This window comes from Chitinophaga arvensicola (assembly GCF_900110835.1).
Taxonomy (GTDB): domain Bacteria; phylum Bacteroidota; class Bacteroidia; order Chitinophagales; family Chitinophagaceae; genus Chitinophaga; species Chitinophaga arvensicola.
Genome location: NZ_FOJG01000002.1, coordinates 1,808,449 through 1,826,322 on the forward strand (window position 1 = coordinate 1,808,449; position 17,874 = coordinate 1,826,322).

Sequence of the window (17,874 nt, forward strand, 5' to 3'; positions counted from 1 at the left end):
TGTTTTAAGCGTGAACTACAGTTTTACCATCAGGTTGATACCATAACTTCTTGTACGTGGTACACCAAACATTTCGAAACCTTGTGCGTTGGCATTGCTGAACGTAGACTCCGGATCGATGTTCGGCGCATTTTTGTACAGGATAAACAGGTTTCTGGCCACAAAGGATACAGAAGCGCCCTGTACTTTCGCGAAAGACAACGCCTTTGTTGGAATGCTGTAGCTCAATACTACCTGTCTTAATTTGATGAAGCTGGCGTCGTATACAAATTTCTCAGAGAGATTCTTGTAGTTATCGTAGTACTGTTGCAGACCTGTAGCATACGTGAAAGTGTGTGTAAAAGGCTTTCCTTCTTCATCAACACCAGTAACTGTCAGCCCGCCGTCACGGCCGGGCAGCGTCAGTTTGGTCAATCCGAAACGGGTAGCATACAGGTTGGTACCGGAGTAGATATGACCACCGAATTTACCATCGATCAGGAAGCTCAGGTTAAACTGTTTGTAGCGGAAGTTGTTGGTGATACCGCCAGTCCATGGAGAGATACCGGTACCCAGATCTGTCTGATCGGTAGCGGCTTCATAACCATTGCTTTTGTAAATGGTATTGCCGTTGGCATCTTTTCTTACTTTGAAACCTTTGATGAGGCTATATGGTTTGCCCACTTCAGCATAAAGGAATGCGTAGTTATTTACGGCGATATCCAGTTGCAGGTTATTAAGGCCTTCATTCAGTTTCACGACTTCATTTTTGTTGTAGGCCATATTGAAGCTTACATCCCAGGCGAAGTTTTTCTTTTTCACGGGGGTGCCGGACAGCATCAGTTCAATTCCTTTATTGCTCATTTCACCTACGTTGAGGTAAGCAGAGTTATAACCGGAAGAAGGCGATACCGCTACGTTCATGATATCATCCGTTGTTTTACGGTTATACACGGTGATATCGGCAGCAAGGCGACTGTTGAGGAAGCGGCCTTCGATACCTGCTTCAATGGTGGTAGAGGTGAACGGCTTCAGTTCCTGGTTAGGCGCCATCAGTAAGCCGGAGCCCACACCATTGGTTTGGGTAGGCGTTTGCAGCGGTTGTCCGAGGTGACCACCACCGGGTACCATGCTGTAGGTCTGGTTCAGTGCATATGCCAGTGGCGCGCCGCCACCCACCTGTGCCCAGGAAGATCTTACTTTGGCATAGTTGATCCAGGACGGCAGTTTCACGGCTTCAGAGAGCAGGAAGCTGGCGCCTACAGAAGGATAAAAGATGTTGTTCTTTTTAGGAGACAAGGTAGAGAACCAGTCGTTACGGCCGGTAGCAGAAATGAACAGCAAGTTTCTGAAAGAGAGATCCAGTGAACCGAATACGGAATTGGTAGCCTGATGTTGGTTCAGATTTTTAGAGCTTAAGTTTTTTACGTTGGAAGGATCGTAAAAACCGGGTTCAAAAAATCCTTTACCATCGAAGATCACAGCGTCTGATTTGGCTTTGCGCTGGTTACCACCCACCATAGCGGTGAGATCGAAATCGCGGTTAATTTTCGCCTGGTAGTTCAGGGTCAGTTCACCATTGGTTTCGGAAGAAGTAGTATTGGTTTGCGCATAGAATCCGTCTACTGCATAAGCGGTACCGGTGGGAACTACGCCTACATAGCCCATGTTCATATAATCGTGGTTCACGCGGCCACGTACAAACAGGTTGTCGAGGATGTTGTATTTGATGCTCACGTTACCGATAAAGCGGTTGCGGTCATCGTTGTTTTTAAATTTATTGAGAATGAAGTAAGGGTTGCCTGCGAATTCTGAGGGGTTCCATTTTACTTCGTTGCCGTCTTTATCATAACCGGGATCCATGTTGCGGATATCAACGGTATTGGCCAGCATATAGGTACTCCAGTTCAGGTTGCCCGGTGCATCGGATACGCCGCTTCTGTTCTCTGCTTTTTCGATATTGTATTGTGCGTAGGCTTCAACAGTGAGTTTTTTGCTCAGGTTGGAGTTCACGCTGGCAGAGAAGATTTTTTTATTCAGGTGCTGGTTGGGTACCAGCCCCTTGTTGTTCATATCCGACAGGGAAGCACGGAAGGTGGTGCTTTCATTACCACCGGAAAAAGATACGGTGTTGGTGAAAGTGGTACCGGTGCGGTAGAAATTCTTGATATTATTAGGCTGTGCAGAATAAGGACGGCTTACACCATCGAACTGTACCACATCGGTGCCGTCCATTTTTGGTCCCCATGAAAGGCGACCGGCGGCGATGGCTTCATTTTTTGTTTTTGGTTTATTACCATTGGTACCGGAGCCGTATTCATATTGCCAGTCGGGGATAATGGCCGGTGTTTCAGCGGTAAAGGTGGAGTTGTAGTCCACACCGATTCCTTTTTGTGCCACGCCTTTTTTGGTGGTGATGAGAATAACACCGTTGGCAGCACGGGCACCATAAAGCGCCGCAGCAGTACCGCCTTTCAGCACGGTAATAGATTCGATGTCGTCCGGGTTGATGCCGCCGATACCATCACCGCGATCGCTGTTGAGACCGATGGCGCCATTGCCGCTGGCAGGAACGCTCTGGGTGGTATTGTCGATAGGCATCCCGTTGATCACGTACAGTGGCTGGTTGTCGCCGTTGAGGGAACCGGTACCACGGATAATTACGCGGCTGGAGCTACCGGCGCCGCCAGCGAGACTGGAAGCATTTACACCGGCAATTTTACCGGTCAGTGAGTTGGCCACATTGATTTCGCGGGCCTGGGTAAATTCAGCGCCCTTTACCTCTGTAACGGCGTAGGCTACTGCTTTTTTGTCTTTTTTGATACCCAGTGCGGTTACCACAAGTTCTCCCAGGGCTTTGGAAGCCTGGTCGAGCTGAATAGCGACAGTCGTTTGTCCTGGCGCCACTTTTACTTCTTTCCTTTCATATCCTACATAGGTAACGGCGAGTGTAATGTTGGCAGTGTAGGTAGCAGGAATTTGCAGGGTAAATTTACCATTGGCATCTGTTACCGCGCCAACACCTTTGGCGGATAGCAGGGCAATGGTGGCCCCGATAATGTGTTGTCCATCCGGACCGGTGACGGTACCTGAAATGGGAGAAGGCTTGCTGGCAGGTGTTTGAGCGTAACTTCCAAGACAAAACAATAAGCTGATTACAGGCAGAAATAGTTTTGTGAAAGTTGCCATGTTTATGACATTTTTCATCATTGTGGTTTGGTTGATAGTTCTTACAAATAATGCGGAAATACTGCTCTAAAATAGTCAATACATTCATTTCTGCAAATTATTTGCAAATAATAATTGCAAAATATGCACTAACTAGAAACGATTATTATATTAATCAATTGATTATTAACAAAATGTAATTATTTAATTTTTGCAGAAAAATTAAATAACGCAATAAAAGTGCAAAATCAGGTTGGTTCCTCTATTTTTGCGCTAGTATTATTTTACCCGGCAGGTCCGAAACATTGCAAATGCTGGGAATTTTAACTATCATCACCCTTTGAATCGTCGCAACGCTATGGATAGTACTAACACGCCCCCTGTTTCCCTGACAAAAAAAGCCAGGAAGCAGTTAATTATTCAGCAGGTGAACATCCACACCCGCATTACCTACACCGAGCTGGTAACCCTGATCAATGTATCTGAGGACACCATCCGCCGTGATGTAAATGAACTGGCCGACGACGGCGAAGTAGTGAAGATCAAGGGTGGCGCCATGTCTATTGCCTATCATTACGGGCATGACTCGCAGACCTATGCACAGAACAATAAGCTGGTGATTGCGGAAAAAACGCTGCAGTTGCTGCGGGATGATATGATTGTGTTGATTGGCGGAGGCACTACTATAAGAGAGTTTATCAAAAAAATACCGGCTACTTTAAAGGCTACTTTTATCACGGTGAATGTATTGTCTGCCGTGGAACTACTGGATAAACCCATGATAAAAACGATCGTGATCGGCGGACAGATTTCTGCCTACAGCCAGATGACGGTGAGCGGAGAAGTATTTGAATACTTATCAAACATCAAAGCGGATCTCTGTATCATTGGTACCAATGCCATTGATCCGGTAAACGGGTTGACGGATGCCGACTGGGAAACTATCCAGGTAAAGAAGGCGATGATCAAAGCCACGGAGAAAGTGGCCATACTGGCTATTTCAGAGAAGTTAAATTCGTCGATGAAAATGAAGATTGCCGACCTGCAGGATATTCACTATCTCATTACCGAGTTACCGGCCAGCAGTCCGGAGCTACAGGCATATAAAGCAAAAAATCTCACGATATTATAATTAAAAAAGCGTCTTACGACGCTTTTTTATTCTTCCATTACCTGGCACTCAAATCCGTTTTCAGTGACCAGCATCATTATTTTTCCGGGGTGAAAATCATTCCCTTCTACTCTCAGTACACGGTCTCTGTCTTCCAGGTCAAAATTAATTTTACTCTCCGGAAAGTTCCGGAGTAACAGCGCAACAATTTCTTTCGCGGCTGCTACACGTTGTACATTTGTTACGAATACCTCTACCATTTGGATAATTTTGATTACATGTATTTCATCGGCTCATAGCCCAGCAATCGCCGCCACAGCGCGATTTGGCCGATACAATTGGCTTCCCGGTAAATATTGAAAGACAGCAGATCCCACAGCGACATTTTCATGCCCGGGAATTCCAGTATATGATCCAGTTGTTCGTCCGTTACATTCACGAGGGCTGTTCTTAATAACGGCGTAATCTGTTGCCAGTCTTTTTTAAATATTTCGAGAGATGGATACTGCTGACCATCCTTGATGCCCTGAAAGTTTTTGAAGAGTTCATCTGCACTGGAAGTTGCTGCTACTTTCAGCAAACCTGCCAAATCATATCTTTGTTGTACCAGGCTGCCAGCCAGCCATGCCACGTGATTGGCGGGTGTATCCAGGCGTTTGTGTGCGTCTTCATCCGTAATGCCGACGAGTACTTTCGGATAAAATTCTGTGTGGAGGTCAAACAGTGGCAGGATGCCCAGCATCCGGGTGCTTTTAGTTTCCATATACGGTATAATTTTTTTTGGTTTTCAAACTAATGGAAAGGTAGTCCATATTTTTTCGCAGGATGGATGCTGAGGAAGTCAATCTTAGGGGGTATTTGCGACAAATTCGTTATGTTTGAGTAGACAAACAAAATTGAAAACCATATGCTACAGATAGGGATCCTGCTTATACGCCACTACAAGCTTTTAAGCCTGGCTGCCATCACCGACGTGCTGGATACCGTCAACAAGATTTACCATAAAAACGACCAGCCCGCCCCATTCACCATTACCTTAGTACATACGCCGGAAATGGAACATCTTTCCAACGCTTTTCCTGCTTATGCGTCACAACCCATTACTGCAGATGGCCGCTTTAACCTGGTATTAGTTCCTTCATTTACCACAGATGATATCCGCGATGCCATTGCAGCAAATGGCGCGTATCTGCCCTGGTTGCAACAGCAGTATAAACGCGGTGCTGAGATTGCGAGTTTCTGCACCGGCGCCTTTTTACTCGGTGCTTCCGGTTTGCTGGATGGCAAAATAGCAACCACCCACGTAGATGCATGCCGTGAATTTTCGGCGGCTTTCCCCACAGTAAACCTGTTGCCGGATAAAACCGTTACCCACGATTCAGGCATCTACACAAGTGGCGGCGCTACGTCTACTTTCCACTTGCTGCTTCATCTGCTGGAACTACACTGCGGCGTCGAAATCGCGGTCAGAACCGCGAAGATCTTTGCCATTGATATGGGACGCGACAAACAATCCTATTTCAGTACGTTCCAGCCTACCCGCAATCACCACGACGACCTGGTGGCTTCTGCGCAACAGCGGATCGAAGCCAGTTACCAGGAAGTAGGGACCATTGAAGAAATGATCAAAGACATTCCTTCCAGCCGCAGAAATATTGTAAGAAGATTTAAACAGGTCACCGGTGTTACCCCTATTGAATACCTGCAGTTCACCCGTATTGAAGCAGCGAAAAAACTATTGGAACAAACCGGGCAACAAATGGCCGAAGTAATCTACAATTCAGGCTATAACGATCCCAAGGCATTCAGAAAGGTATTCCGCAAAACGGTGGGAATGACCCCTTCTGAATACCGTGAAAAGTTTAATGCAGCCAGATCATAAATCCTGACTTCTGTCCCAGAATGGCGGTGGTTCTACATTCAGCGCACGGAGATATACATAGGCCTGCCCACGATGATGAATTTCATTGTCGATGATATAAAGCAGGATGCCGATTACCGTTCCATCATACTGATCAAATGCTTTAATTTCCTTATTAAAGTCCGCCGCATTGATTTTAGGCCACCATTCATTGAGCTTCTCTGTAACAGCGTCCCAGAGCTGTAAAAATTCTGCTTTATTGGTGGGTTTGGTTTCCACGCCGGCATCCTTCAACAGTACGTCATTAGCTACCCATTCGCCCGTTACTACCCCGTAAACGGAAGGGAATGCCATACTGAAAAATTCCATCAGCAGGGCTGAAAAGGGGCGCATACCACCAATGCTGAAAGTAAACAGCTGATCTTCCGGGAAGGCTTCGATCATTCTGCGGGTCAGGCCGCGATGGCCCTGCCAGTGCTTTAATAATTGTTCCGGCGTGATGGCCGTGGCGGTTGCTGACAAAGTAGTGTTTTCCATAAGTCTGTGTTTTTATGTTTACAATACAAAGGAAACACCGGGTTGTGACAACCCTATGTCAGCAGCCGCTCAAAAAAGTTTAAATTCTTTTTTCCTATAAAGACACGCCCCGTTTCCAGGGGATAAAATCATCCTGTCCGTTCCGCACAGACTTCGCCGTGATGGCGCCGCTGGCTACCTGTATTACGTAATCGAGAATGCGTTCCCCGGCAGCCGCGATGGTTTCATCGCCATCGATAATGGTGCCGGTATTGATATCAATAATATCATGCATGCGCTGGTACAGCTTTGTATTGCTCGACAATTTAATCACCGGGGCAATGGGATTGCCGGTAGGTGTTCCCAGTCCGGTGGTAAACAGCACGATATTGGCGCCGCTCCCTACTTCTGCCGTCGTGGATTCCACATCATTACCGGGCGTACACAGCAAATTCAATCCGGGTAGCTGTACCTTTTCCGGATAGTCTAACACAGCGGCCACCGGGGAAGTGCCTCCTTTTTTGGCAGCACCCGCAGATTTAATCGCATCTGTGATAATCCCGTCTTTAATATTACCGGGAGATGGATTCATATCGAATCCTGAGCCTGCTTCTTCTGCGCGTTGCTGGTAAGTGCGCATCAGCTGAATAAATCGCGTGGCGTCTTCTTCGCTGTAGCAACGATCGCTCATCTCCTGCTCTACGCCACAAAGCTCCGGAAATTCGGCCAGGATCACCGAACCGCCGAGTGCCACCAGCAAATCAGATGTATATCCGATAGCGGGATTGGCGGAGATCCCGGAAAATCCGTCTGAACCACCGCATTCGAGACCTATACAGAGTTTATTCAACGGCGCCGGCTCACGGACACATTGATTTGCCTCCATCAATCCTGCGAAAGTATGGCGGATCGCGTCCGTGATCAGCTGACTTTCCGTACCCGTTTGCTGCTGATCTGATATATACAATGGCTTTGAAAACGCGGGATCTCTTTTATTGATTTCGTCCTGGAGCATGGTGATCTGTGCATTCTGACAACCGAGGCTAAGCACCGTAGCGCCAGCCACATTCGCGTGGGTGATATAGCCCGCCAGCAGCCCACATAGGGTTTGCGCATCCTGGCGGATGCCACCGCAACCACCATCGTGGGTCAGGAATTTAATACCGTCAACATTCTCAAAAACACGCTGCTGCTGTTTACCATTGGCTTCTTCCGTATACAATGTTTCCAGGATCTTTGCTTTATCTGCCCCTGCCTGTTGCTGCGCTACCAGCGACCGGGTAAAGGCAGCGTATTTGCCTGGCTGACCATATCCAAGTTCGGCTACCATTGCTTCTTTCAACACTTCTACATTCCTGTTTTCACAAAATACCAGCGGAATTACCAGCCAGTAATTGGCTGTACCCACGCTGCCATTAGCGCGATGATAGCCCATAAAGGTTTGCTGCTGCCACCGGGAAATATCCGGTGGTTGCCAGGTGGTTTTCCGCTGCGCAGCAAGGGCATAACCATTGGCTGCATGATGTACATTTTCTACGGCAATCCTGCTACCAGCAGGAATGGACTGTTGTGCACGGCCCACCAGTACACCGTACATATAAACAGCATCGTCCTTTTCGAGCTGTGCTGTATTAAATTTATGTTTGGCAGGAATATTCTCCTGCATCGTGTATACTTTTCCGTTATATCCAACGGTCTCTCCCCTGCTGAGGTCCTGTAATGCTACCAGCACGTTATCCTGCGGGTGTACCTGTAATACTTTCTGCTTCATGGGTTATCCTTAAAATTATAATGCGATTACTTTGATATATTGAAATCAGGATGCCTTTGCAGCAGCCATTACCTGCTCCAGGCAGCCAGCTGCTCCTTCTTCCTGCAATACTTTCAGTTTCCCGGCGACTGCTGCTGCAAAGCCAGGAAGCAGGCTGAGATCATGGCCCCACAGCGTACTGTTGCTGAGGGCCTGTTTTACTACCAGATCCGGCGGATATTCCGCCCACTGCCCACGGTACCAGGCGGCTTGTTCATCTGCAATAACGTACTCTCCACCACGCATAAACAGTGTATGCGCCGCAAAGCCTAATGCCATCAATTCAGGTACATGTTCCGAACGCTGATAGTGTTGCAGCAATACCGGGACCACCCGCATCTTCAACTTAGCAGTATACTGGCCGCAGATACTCAGCCAACGGTGTTCAATGGCCGGATTCCGAAACCGGTCCAACACGGCCTCCGCAAAGCGCAACGCATCTTCAGCACGTATATGGGTATCCGTTATGGAAGGAATTATCTCCCGGATCATCAAACCTTTTATATAAGCCGCCATCGGCGGGTTATTCATCGCTGCTTTTACGGTATCCAGCCCGGCCAGGACGGCCAGTCCGCAACTAAGCGTATGGGTACCATTGAGCAGTCGCAGTTTGAGTTCACGGAATACATTGATATCAGGCGCCAGCACCACGCCGGCATCGGCTGTGTGGAATGACAATATACGTTTCACACGTTCACTGTCCGTTTCAATGGCCCACAGACGATACACTTCCGTCATGATGATCAGTTCATCTTCATAACCGGTGTCGATATCTGCTGCCCCCGGCACGATGCAATCCACCAGGGAGTTGCAGCAGTCGTTGTGATACTGCAGCCAATGCACAAATCCGGGTTCCAGCCGGTTAAAGGCACTCAGCTGCAACAGAATGTCTCTGAGTTTATGACCGTTATCCGGTATCAGTTCGGTTGGAATGATCACAAGTCCTTTAGATACATCTCCCTTAAAAAAAATATAACGGTGATACAGGAAAGCAAGCAACTTACCGGGAAATGACTGCGGTGGCGATGCCTGGATGCTTTCTTCCTGGTAGATAATTCCGATTTCGGTGGTATTGGAGATAACGACCTCCATATCCGGATTGGTGGCGCATGCCAGGATTTCTTCCCATTGGGAGGCCGCATTCAGCACACGGCTGATGGAAGCGTTGATAATATTTTCAGCTACCGGCTTGCCATCAGCAATGCCCCGGATACAATGGGTATACAGGTTGTCCTGCTCCGCGAAAGCATCCGTACTGCCATTGGCGGTAGATTTTATCACCACGATCCTTCCGTTGAAGATCCCTTGTTTGTTGGCCTTGTCAATAAAAAAATCGGGCAGGCCTCTTAACAGTACGCCCGTACCAAACTGTAGTACTTTTTCGGGCAGATGGAGACAACGGGCGGCCTCTTTTTCGTGCAGCCGTGGTAGTAATTCCTCAGAAAGTTTCATATTCCATTTGTTTGGTCATCATTTCCCTTCCTTATCAAAAGCCCTTTTCACGGGCGGTTACAAGTCTACAGAACTATTTGCGGACAGGGAAGTTTATTTACGAAAACGTTCTCGGAAAATGTGGTTGTTTGCGGGATACAAAATAGAAATTCTCACTTAAGGAAACATATACCGGGCAATATACTGGTGTAAAAGTATAATAAAAAGGAGTGGATGCACCTTTACTCCTGACGCAGAGATCATGAATTTTGTAAGCAACCGCCTCTGTCATGAAAGAGGTGAGATCACCACATTTTTCATCACTATAATCTCCTGATATGCCAAGAGCTAAAGTTGCGCGTAAAAGTACGGCCGTAGATATGACGGCCATGACAGATGTTACCTTCCTGCTCCTTACCTTTTTTATGCTGGCCACCAAATTCACGCCGGTAGAGCCGGTAGCCGTGGTAACGCCATCGTCTATCAACACACAGATACTACCAGATTCAGATGTAATTCTGCTGACGGTCGATAAAAAAGGCCGCATCTTTTTTGAGATGGATGGACAACCCAAGCGGAAGAAACTGATTGAAGACCTGGATCAGCAATTTCACCTGGGATTATCCGAATCAGAAAAAAATAGCTTCATGATTGGCGGCGGTATCGGCACCGATCTGAAACACCTGAAATCCTACCTGGCTATGAAGCCCGATCAAAGAAGAATGCATCCGATAGAAACAGGTATCCCGGCGGATTCTGCCAATAACGAACTGGGCATATGGATCGAATATGGCAATTCAGCCCAGCAAAATAACCTGCGGCAACTCAGATACTGCATCAAGGCCGACAATGAAACGCCTTATCCACAAGTAAAACGCGTATTGGATACTTTCAAGGAAAAAAAGATCCAGAAAGTAAACCTGGTGACCAACCTGGAAGCTGCGCCGGAGGGGTCGCTGGCAGCCATAGAAAGCAGAAAAAATAACTGATATTTGTACATATCAGTTACTTAGCATATTATGGGAACTATTATTATCAGGAAAGCTACCCAGGCAGATTTGCCGGTATTGCTGACTTTCGAACAAGGCATTGTAGCAGCAGAACGACCATTTGATGCCACTTTAAAAGAAGGCACCATCCACTACTATGATATTGCGGCGATGATTGATGCGGCACATGTAGAGGTATTTGTGGCAGAAGCCGATGGGGAGCTAATTGGCTCCGGCTACGCCCGTATCCAGGACGCCAAGGTATACCAGGTGTTTACAAAATATACGTATCTCGGTTTTATGTATGTGACACCGGAGTGGCGTGGCAAAGGAGTAAATAAGCTTATCCTGGAAGGGCTGAAAACCTGGACACTGCAGCAGGGCATCACGGAAATGAGGCTGGAAGTATATGATGAGAATGAGGCCGCCATGAAAGCCTATGAAAAGGCAGGTTTCAGGAAAAACCTGGTTGAAATGCGGCTACCACTGTAGGTTTCAGCGATACCTGGGAAATATGGCACAATTTTCGTCTGATGGCTTTTAATAAAAGAATTTTAGCCATGAAACAGATACTTGTAGCCTTAGCAGTAGCAGTTGCCTTATTCTCCTGTTCAAGCCATGCTGAAAATGCCGCCGCTATTGAAAGTGCAAAGAAAGCCACCATTGATTCCATGAACAATGTGAATGCCATCAAGAAAGAAGTAGTAGATTCTATGAATGCGCTGAAAAGCCATCGTACGCATAGCAGGGAAACTGCGGGTACCCAGTACAACAACGATGGTACACCAGCAGTAGCCAATTCCGAAGCAACAGCGCCCGCTCCGGCAAAGAAAAAAGGCTGGAAATCCTGGAGCCATACGGCTAAAGGTGCAGTGGTAGGTGCAGGCGCAGGCGCTGTAACAGGTGCTATCGTGAATAAAGACCGCGTAAAAGGCGCTGCCATTGGTACTTTGATTGGTGCGGGCGTAGGTGCAGGTACCGGCGCTATCGTAGACCACTCCAAGAAAAAGAAAGCAGCACGACAATAGTAGTGATAGATATTAAAAAAAAGACAGACTCCAAGCGTGGAGTCTGTCTTTTTTTATGCAGATGCGTGATCAATTACTTCAATAACCACATCACCTGGCTGAAATCATCATTCCCCTGAAACTGTGACTGAACCGCCGCATTCACGTTTTCTGCATTATAATCCAGTTCTTTCTGCGGATAAATCCATCTCAGCGGGAAACTGGTGGATGGTATATTCAGATTGGTACGGCTGTTCAGCGTAAATACCGGGTAACCGGTACGCCTGTTTTCATACCAGGCATTGAAAGCGGTATTCTGGAAGAAGCCTGCAATATATTTCTGCGAGATAATCTGTTTGATCTGATTATCTACAGCGCCAGTCAATGCAACAGTAGCAGGATAGGCATTAATATAAGCATCATCCATCACCATGCCATGCGCATAGGTAGCGGGCGCATATTTCGCCAGGAAAGACATAGAGCTGCGGATACCGTTCGCATAATAGGTTTGCGCTGCAGTACCACTGATCCAACCCCTCACAGTCGCTTCTGCCAGTATGAATTGTACGTCCCAATAGTTCAGTAAGCCAACAGGTTCTGCGTTATACATCTCTACATAACGTTTATTGACATTACAGTAATTACCGGAATTTAGCGCATTGATAGTGGTAGAAAACTCGTCTGCCGGTTCCACCCCAACATAGGCATCATATTCCGCAGGTTTCTTTCCGCCGGCAATTTTTGCAGTGGCCGGTTCAGCGAAGTAAAATAACCGTTTGTCCTGTGCGGGTTTCATCAGATCAATCAATGTGGTGGACAGCATCGGGTAAATCACAAAAGGATTAATCTGTGCAGGCGTGCTGCTCCATGGGTAGCAATAGCCGGCAGATGCGGTGTAAGTCACTGCAAAGTTATCTGCGTAGTCCCTCATCAGCGGACGTTGCATCACCGCATTGAATTTTTGTACAATGTTCAGGTCTGTATCAGTTGTCTTTTTGGAAAGACTGATCAGTACATACAGCTCAAAGCTGTTCACTACCCTTCTCCATTTGTCTGTGCTGCCCTGGAAGATAAAGTCGCCCGGAAAATCCACGCCTTTGGACAGCAGTTCATCTGCCTGATCCAACTCCCGGAGAATACCCATAAACACTTCTTTCTGGGTATCATACTTTGCTTTGATGATACCACTGGCGCCTTGTACTGCCTGTGAATAAGGCACATCGCCCAGCTGCATGGTTACCTGGAAGAACTGCCAGGCACGCACAAAGTGTCCGAAACCATCATAGGAGTTTTTCAGTTCCGGTGTGCTGGCATTAGCTACCATAGGCGCTACGTCACGCAATACGAGGAGCCTGTCGAAGTTTGCCCTTGCGAGTTTATTATATTGGTAATCGCTGGCCAGCTCGCTCCAGGCAAGGTATTTTCCGAGTGTAAACGGCTGCCGGAAATCCGTTCCTGTTCTGATATCTTTCGATGTCACCGCAGTGAGAATATTTGTTGCCAGCCAGCCGGAAGAGGCCGTGGAAGGCTTATCCGGGTTGGTATTGATGTCGTCAAATTTTTTGCTGCAACTACTCAGCCCAATACCAGCAATCAATGACGCAATGATGGATATTTTAGAAATATGCTTGTTCATGTTTAAACGATGTTTGTATTTAATACTAGAAGCCAACTCTCACGTTCACACCTACCATGCGTTGTGCAGGAGCGTTCATGTTCTCGGTATCAATGTCAGGATCTGCATACTTGAATTTGGTGATCAGCAGCAGGTTCTGGCCGGTGAGGGAAACGGATGCGCTCCGGATACCTGAAGTTCCAAAGTAACGCGCCGGTATGCGATAGCCTATAGACACTTCACGCAGCTTTACAAAACCTTTGTTCATCACACCATGCTCATAAGAGTTGCCCCATAAACGGGTATAGCTCTGGTAACTTACCGGAACATCATTAGGTGCATATTGGCGGGTATCTTTCGTAATACGGCCAAAATTATCATAGGCCACTTCACCGCTTACTACCTTCACGCCTTTACCTACGTAGTTCTTCAGGCCATTTACCACCTCGTCATAGCGATGTTCGTTATCTGTTTCCGGAGCAGAACCGGTATCAAACATCTTGTTATAGATATAGTCGTACATCACCCCACCAATACGGCCATCGATGCTGATACCGATGTTGAAGTTGTGGAACGCGAAATTGTTGATAAAGCCAAACGTGAATTTAGGATCGGTGTAACCAAATGGCTCGGTGTACTTGCTCAGCATAGGCAAACCATTCTGATGGATCACATTCCCCTGCGGATCTCTCAGCGCATGTTCTGTTTGCGCAAATACATCCATACGGCCGCCTGTTTTGGTCCACAGGTTCTTTGCAGAATAAACAGGATCTATATCTACATAATAACGGTGCTGGGTGGAGAAGTTCAGCATAGACTGCCATTCGAAATTCTTTCTTCTCAGCACGGTTCCATCGAGGGTAATTTCTACCCCGCGACGGGCATAGGTTTCACCGGTATTAATCAGTGTGCTGGCATAACCGGAAGAAGGAGCAATTGTTTGTTTCAGCTGCGTGTTGTAGTATAATTTTGTAAAATAAGCGACGTCAACGTGCAGTCGTTTTTTAAAGAGATACCCGGCAGTACCTACTTCCCAGGTGCGGGTAGTGGTGGCCAGCAGGTTGGTGCCGGCAAGGTTATCGGGCGTGCTGGCGCCGATGCTACCCCAGGAGTTATTGATGGTATAAGAAAGGTTGTTGGCGTATACATCCAGCGGTGTTTTGGTAATGGTCCAGGAACCTCTTACTTTCCACATGTCCACCCATTCCGGCATTTTGATAAACTCGGAGAGTAATACGCTGGTGGCTACGGAAGGATAGAAATAAGACCTTGCATCCGCAGGCTGTGTGGAACTCCAGTCATTTCTACCGGTAACATCCAGGAATACTGCGCTGTTCCAGGAAAGGGATACTTTACCATAGGCGCTGTTCATTTGTTTAGACCAGGTGCCATAGTTATTCACCAGGGCATCTACACCGGCAGTGGTAGAAGGCACGGCATTGGCCAGGGAATACCAGCCTGGTACAGCCAGACCATTTCTTGTTCTGGCGCCCATCTCACGATTGGAATAATAGAAAATACTTCCACCTCCCAACGCGTCGATGTTCCATTTCTTTACCTGCTTGTTATAGGTCAGGATCAGGTCACTGTTGATACTGTTACTCCAGCTCTGGTTTAAACCATACAAACCTTTACCACTGAAGCTAAAGTCGAAGCTCTGCCCCAGCTTTCCGCCGTTGGTGGAGTAAATGCCGGCCGGGTTGCGGATCCCGTCTTCATTTTTGTAGTAGTCGTAACCGTTTCTGAACATGAGTTTCAGGTCCTTGGTGAAGGAATAGTTCATGGTCAGACTGGCATTCAGTTTATTCTGTTCTGTGCTTCTCAGTTTTTCGTAGGCGATCAGGTAGGGATTGTCGTACCACGCATTATAAAGCCAGTTCTGTTTTTCATTGGGCGTTACCCAGTAATCTTTGTACTTCCGGATATCATAATCAGGACCGGTCCACATCATGATCTGGTAAATATATCCCTGTGTACCATAACCGCTGCCCCAGAGCTGCGGAGCAGAGGTACGGGTGTATCCCATGTGGCTTTCCAGGCTGAATTTATCGCCGGCTTTCAGTTCGCCGCTCATGGTATAGTTCAATACATTCAGTTTCTGGTTAGGGAACTGGCCTTTATTATAGATATGATTCAGACCTGCTCTGAAGAAACCATTTTTTCCTCCTTTGGTTACGCTGATGCTGTTGTTGGTGATCAGGCCTGTTTCCAGGAAGTTGCGGAGATTATTTTTCCCACTGGATACCAGCGGCATTTCTTCATTCTTTTTGGTCTCAGGATTCCATTGTACAGCGGTATTGCCGATGTCCAGTTTAGGTCCCCATACATAATCGGTTGCTATTTTACCGTTCAGACCATGACCATAGGAGGTTTGTGTTTCAGGGATGGCGAGGTAGCCGAGGGTAAACATGGTATTGCTGTTTACGTCTACGGATAAACGGTCGTCTTTACCTCTTTTGGTGGAGATCATTACGGCGCCGGCAGAACCACGTGCACCATACAATGCAGCGGCAGTGGAACCTTTCAGCATATTGATGCTTTCGATATCGTCGGTAGGAATATCGCGCAGGGTCATGTTGCCATAAGGCACTCCATCGATTACGAGCAATGGCGTTTCGCCACGCATTTCCAGTGTGGGCGTGCCATTGAACTCGGTGGAGTTCTTCACCACCAGGCCTGATACCTGCCCGGTAAGGGAGGTACCGAGGTCCACCCCTTTCACCGTTTGCAGATTAGATCCTTTTACCGCCTGTACAGCGTATCCCAGGGCCTTTTCATCTCTCTTCACACCAAGTGCCGTTACCACTACTTCTCCGAGTTGTTTGGTAGATTCCTGTAATAACACGTGCATAGCAGTACGATCTCCCACCAGTTCCTCTACCGCTGTGTAGCCAATAGAGGAAAAGCTCAGCACCGATGAAGGGCCGGCCACGGTGATAGAAAAAGTACCGTCTTCTTTGGACATAGTGCCATTGGAAGTACCTTTTTCCATGATCATTACATTCGGGATCAGCTGGTTGTTATTGTCCTTTACCTGTCCGGAAACCTTGATCTTCGCTGCCTGCGGAGTTGCGGCCTGCTCTGTATCGTCGGTTAATTTTTTGGATGGTAACTGGTACTCGCCTACCCTGTCTTTCTCTACAATAGTGTAATAGTTAGGCTTTACATACAGAAATACCAGTTCATTTGGATACAACACTCCTTTCAACACGTCTTCCAGCGATTTTCCGGCAAGGCGACTCATGTTGTAAGTAGTGGTCTTCTTTTTCATAACCTGTGGATCGTACACGAAGTCGGCCTTGTACTCCTTTGTAATCATCTTCAATGCGTCAATTACAGGGATAGCTTTCTGCGCATACAACTGGCTGCTACAAGCCAGCAAAAGCAACACAAGCAAGCGCTTAAAATAGCGAAGCGTCATAGTTGGCGTGGATTTAAATTCGTTAGATAAAATGGATTTTTCCCTTTATGGAGATAAAGTGTCGGGAATGCTTTTTTTTACCCCACGATCCGGTAAATATTTTTATTTTTTTTTCTTCCGAAGGAAGTCCCGCTATTTCCGGGTATATAAATACCATAAATAGCACATTCATATTGTTCACGTAATCACTCCTTTTCTATTTTATCGTCAAAAAATTATTTTTAATATATATGAAACAGCAATATTGATATCTGCTCAATAACAATAACTTAACATAGATGGCGGCTATTTCAGCGGAATATCTGATCAGGTGTTTCCCTTTTTGTCTAATTTTGCGGCCATAATTCCGCAAATCTCTGACCTTGTAATGGACAATCCAATTTTTCAGCATATTATTAATGGCGACACCGACGCTTATTCTGGATTGTACAAAGAATATTACCGGAAATTCTATAACTACGGCAGAAAATTTACCAGCAACATTCACCTGATAGAAGACAGTATACAGGAAGTTTTCCTGGATCTCTGGAAGCGACGTGACAAGCTCGCGCATGTTACTTCGCCTAACTTTTACCTGTATTCTTCCTTCCGTTATATATTGCTCCGGAAAATAAAGCAGCACGACAAATTGGTACTCAACGAATCAGGAGAAGAGCCCATCGCATTTTCCATCGAAAATGTGATAGTGAATAATGAGTTGAATGAAGAACTACAACTGAAACTGCAAAAAGCCATCAAATCATTGACCGGACGGCAACTGGAGGCTATCTTTCTGAAATTTTATGAGAATCTTTCCTACCCGGAAGTGGCTTCCATTCTCAACATTTCTGTAAAAGCAACGTACAAGATCATGGCCAGAAGCCTGTCTGCGCTGAAAGAAAAAGTTATGTTCTTGTCTATATTATTTTAATATTTGCCGTCCCTTTAACAGGGCAAAAAAAAATGAATGGGCATTTGGGGTAAAAA

General features: G+C 46.7%; 14 protein-coding genes. 6 read left to right on the plus strand and 8 right to left on the minus strand.

All coding sequences use genetic code 11. The features are described from left to right. Positions 1-15: 15 nt before the first annotated feature. Complete coding sequence (locus tag BMW79_RS24695) at positions 16-3,168, minus strand: SusC/RagA family TonB-linked outer membrane protein (protein ID WP_177192319.1); 3,153 nt, start codon at positions 3,166-3,168, stop codon at positions 16-18. Between the two features lie 337 nt (positions 3,169-3,505). Between BMW79_RS24695 and BMW79_RS24700 the strand changes: the two genes are divergently transcribed. Beyond that, positions 3,506-4,279 (plus strand): DeoR/GlpR family DNA-binding transcription regulator, encoded by a 774-nt coding sequence (locus BMW79_RS24700; RefSeq protein ID WP_089899293.1) that lies wholly within the window; start codon positions 3,506-3,508, stop codon positions 4,277-4,279. Positions 4,280-4,305: 26 nt separating this feature from the next. Here the strand turns inward: BMW79_RS24700 and BMW79_RS24705 are convergent, their stop codons facing one another. Continuing rightward, on the minus strand, positions 4,306-4,518 hold the full coding sequence (locus BMW79_RS24705) for a hypothetical protein (RefSeq protein ID WP_089899296.1): 213 nt from the start codon (positions 4,516-4,518) through the stop codon (positions 4,306-4,308). A 14-nt stretch (positions 4,519-4,532) separates the two neighbouring features. Then, complete coding sequence (locus BMW79_RS24710; RefSeq protein WP_089899299.1) at positions 4,533-5,021, minus strand: DinB family protein; 489 nt, start codon at positions 5,019-5,021, stop codon at positions 4,533-4,535. Between the two features lie 144 nt (positions 5,022-5,165). Here BMW79_RS24710 and BMW79_RS24715 point away from each other — a divergent pair, with 144 nt between their 5' ends. After that, a complete protein-coding gene (locus tag BMW79_RS24715) occupies positions 5,166-6,140 on the plus strand; it encodes a GlxA family transcriptional regulator (RefSeq protein ID WP_089899301.1) in 975 nt (324 codons plus the stop codon). On the opposite strand, the gene BMW79_RS24720 is transcribed toward BMW79_RS24715, so the two are convergent. The 3 genes from BMW79_RS24720 to BMW79_RS24730 all read right to left on the minus strand — a co-directional run bounded on the left by BMW79_RS24720 (position 6,135) and on the right by BMW79_RS24730 (position 9,897). Next, on the minus strand, positions 6,135-6,656 hold the full coding sequence (locus BMW79_RS24720) for a DinB family protein (RefSeq protein ID WP_089899304.1): 522 nt from the start codon (positions 6,654-6,656) through the stop codon (positions 6,135-6,137). The genes BMW79_RS24715 and BMW79_RS24720 overlap by 6 nt on opposite strands. Before the next feature lie 94 nt (positions 6,657-6,750). Beyond that, positions 6,751-8,406 carry a UxaA family hydrolase gene (locus BMW79_RS24725; protein WP_089899307.1) on the minus strand — a complete coding sequence of 552 codons (1,656 nt, stop codon included), beginning with the start codon at positions 8,404-8,406 and terminating at the stop codon, positions 6,751-6,753. Between the two features lie 45 nt (positions 8,407-8,451). Next, positions 8,452-9,897: a tagaturonate reductase gene (locus tag BMW79_RS24730; RefSeq protein WP_089899310.1), complete on the minus strand. Its 1,446-nt coding sequence runs from the start codon at positions 9,895-9,897 to the stop codon at positions 8,452-8,454. Between the two features lie 317 nt (positions 9,898-10,214). Between BMW79_RS24730 and BMW79_RS24735 the strand changes: the two genes are divergently transcribed. The 3 genes from BMW79_RS24735 to BMW79_RS24745 all read left to right on the plus strand — a co-directional run bounded on the left by BMW79_RS24735 (position 10,215) and on the right by BMW79_RS24745 (position 11,893). Continuing rightward, entirely contained in the window at positions 10,215-10,865 is a 651-nt protein-coding gene (locus BMW79_RS24735; protein ID WP_089899313.1) for an ExbD/TolR family protein, read from the plus strand. Positions 10,866-10,895: 30 nt separating this feature from the next. Beyond that, complete coding sequence (locus tag BMW79_RS24740; RefSeq protein ID WP_089899316.1) at positions 10,896-11,357, plus strand: GNAT family N-acetyltransferase; 462 nt, start codon at positions 10,896-10,898, stop codon at positions 11,355-11,357. Between the two features lie 68 nt (positions 11,358-11,425). After that, positions 11,426-11,893, plus strand: a complete 468-nt coding sequence (locus tag BMW79_RS24745) for a YMGG-like glycine zipper-containing protein (protein ID WP_089904212.1) — start codon at positions 11,426-11,428, stop codon at positions 11,891-11,893. Between the two features lie 73 nt (positions 11,894-11,966). Here BMW79_RS24745 and BMW79_RS24750 read toward each other — a convergent pair whose 3' ends face one another. Both BMW79_RS24750 and BMW79_RS24755 read right to left on the minus strand, forming a co-directional pair. Next, complete coding sequence (locus BMW79_RS24750; RefSeq protein ID WP_089899320.1) at positions 11,967-13,508, minus strand: SusD/RagB family nutrient-binding outer membrane lipoprotein; 1,542 nt, start codon at positions 13,506-13,508, stop codon at positions 11,967-11,969. Positions 13,509-13,533: 25 nt separating this feature from the next. Then, entirely contained in the window at positions 13,534-16,908 is a 3,375-nt protein-coding gene (locus BMW79_RS24755) for a SusC/RagA family TonB-linked outer membrane protein (protein WP_089899323.1), read from the minus strand. Between the two features lie 367 nt (positions 16,909-17,275). Here BMW79_RS24755 and BMW79_RS24760 point away from each other — a divergent pair, with 367 nt between their 5' ends. Continuing rightward, the gene (locus tag BMW79_RS24760) at positions 17,276-17,818 is read left to right on the plus strand and encodes an RNA polymerase sigma factor (RefSeq protein WP_089899327.1); all 543 of its coding nucleotides are present in this window, start codon (positions 17,276-17,278) and stop codon (positions 17,816-17,818) included. Positions 17,819-17,874 lie beyond the last annotated feature (56 nt).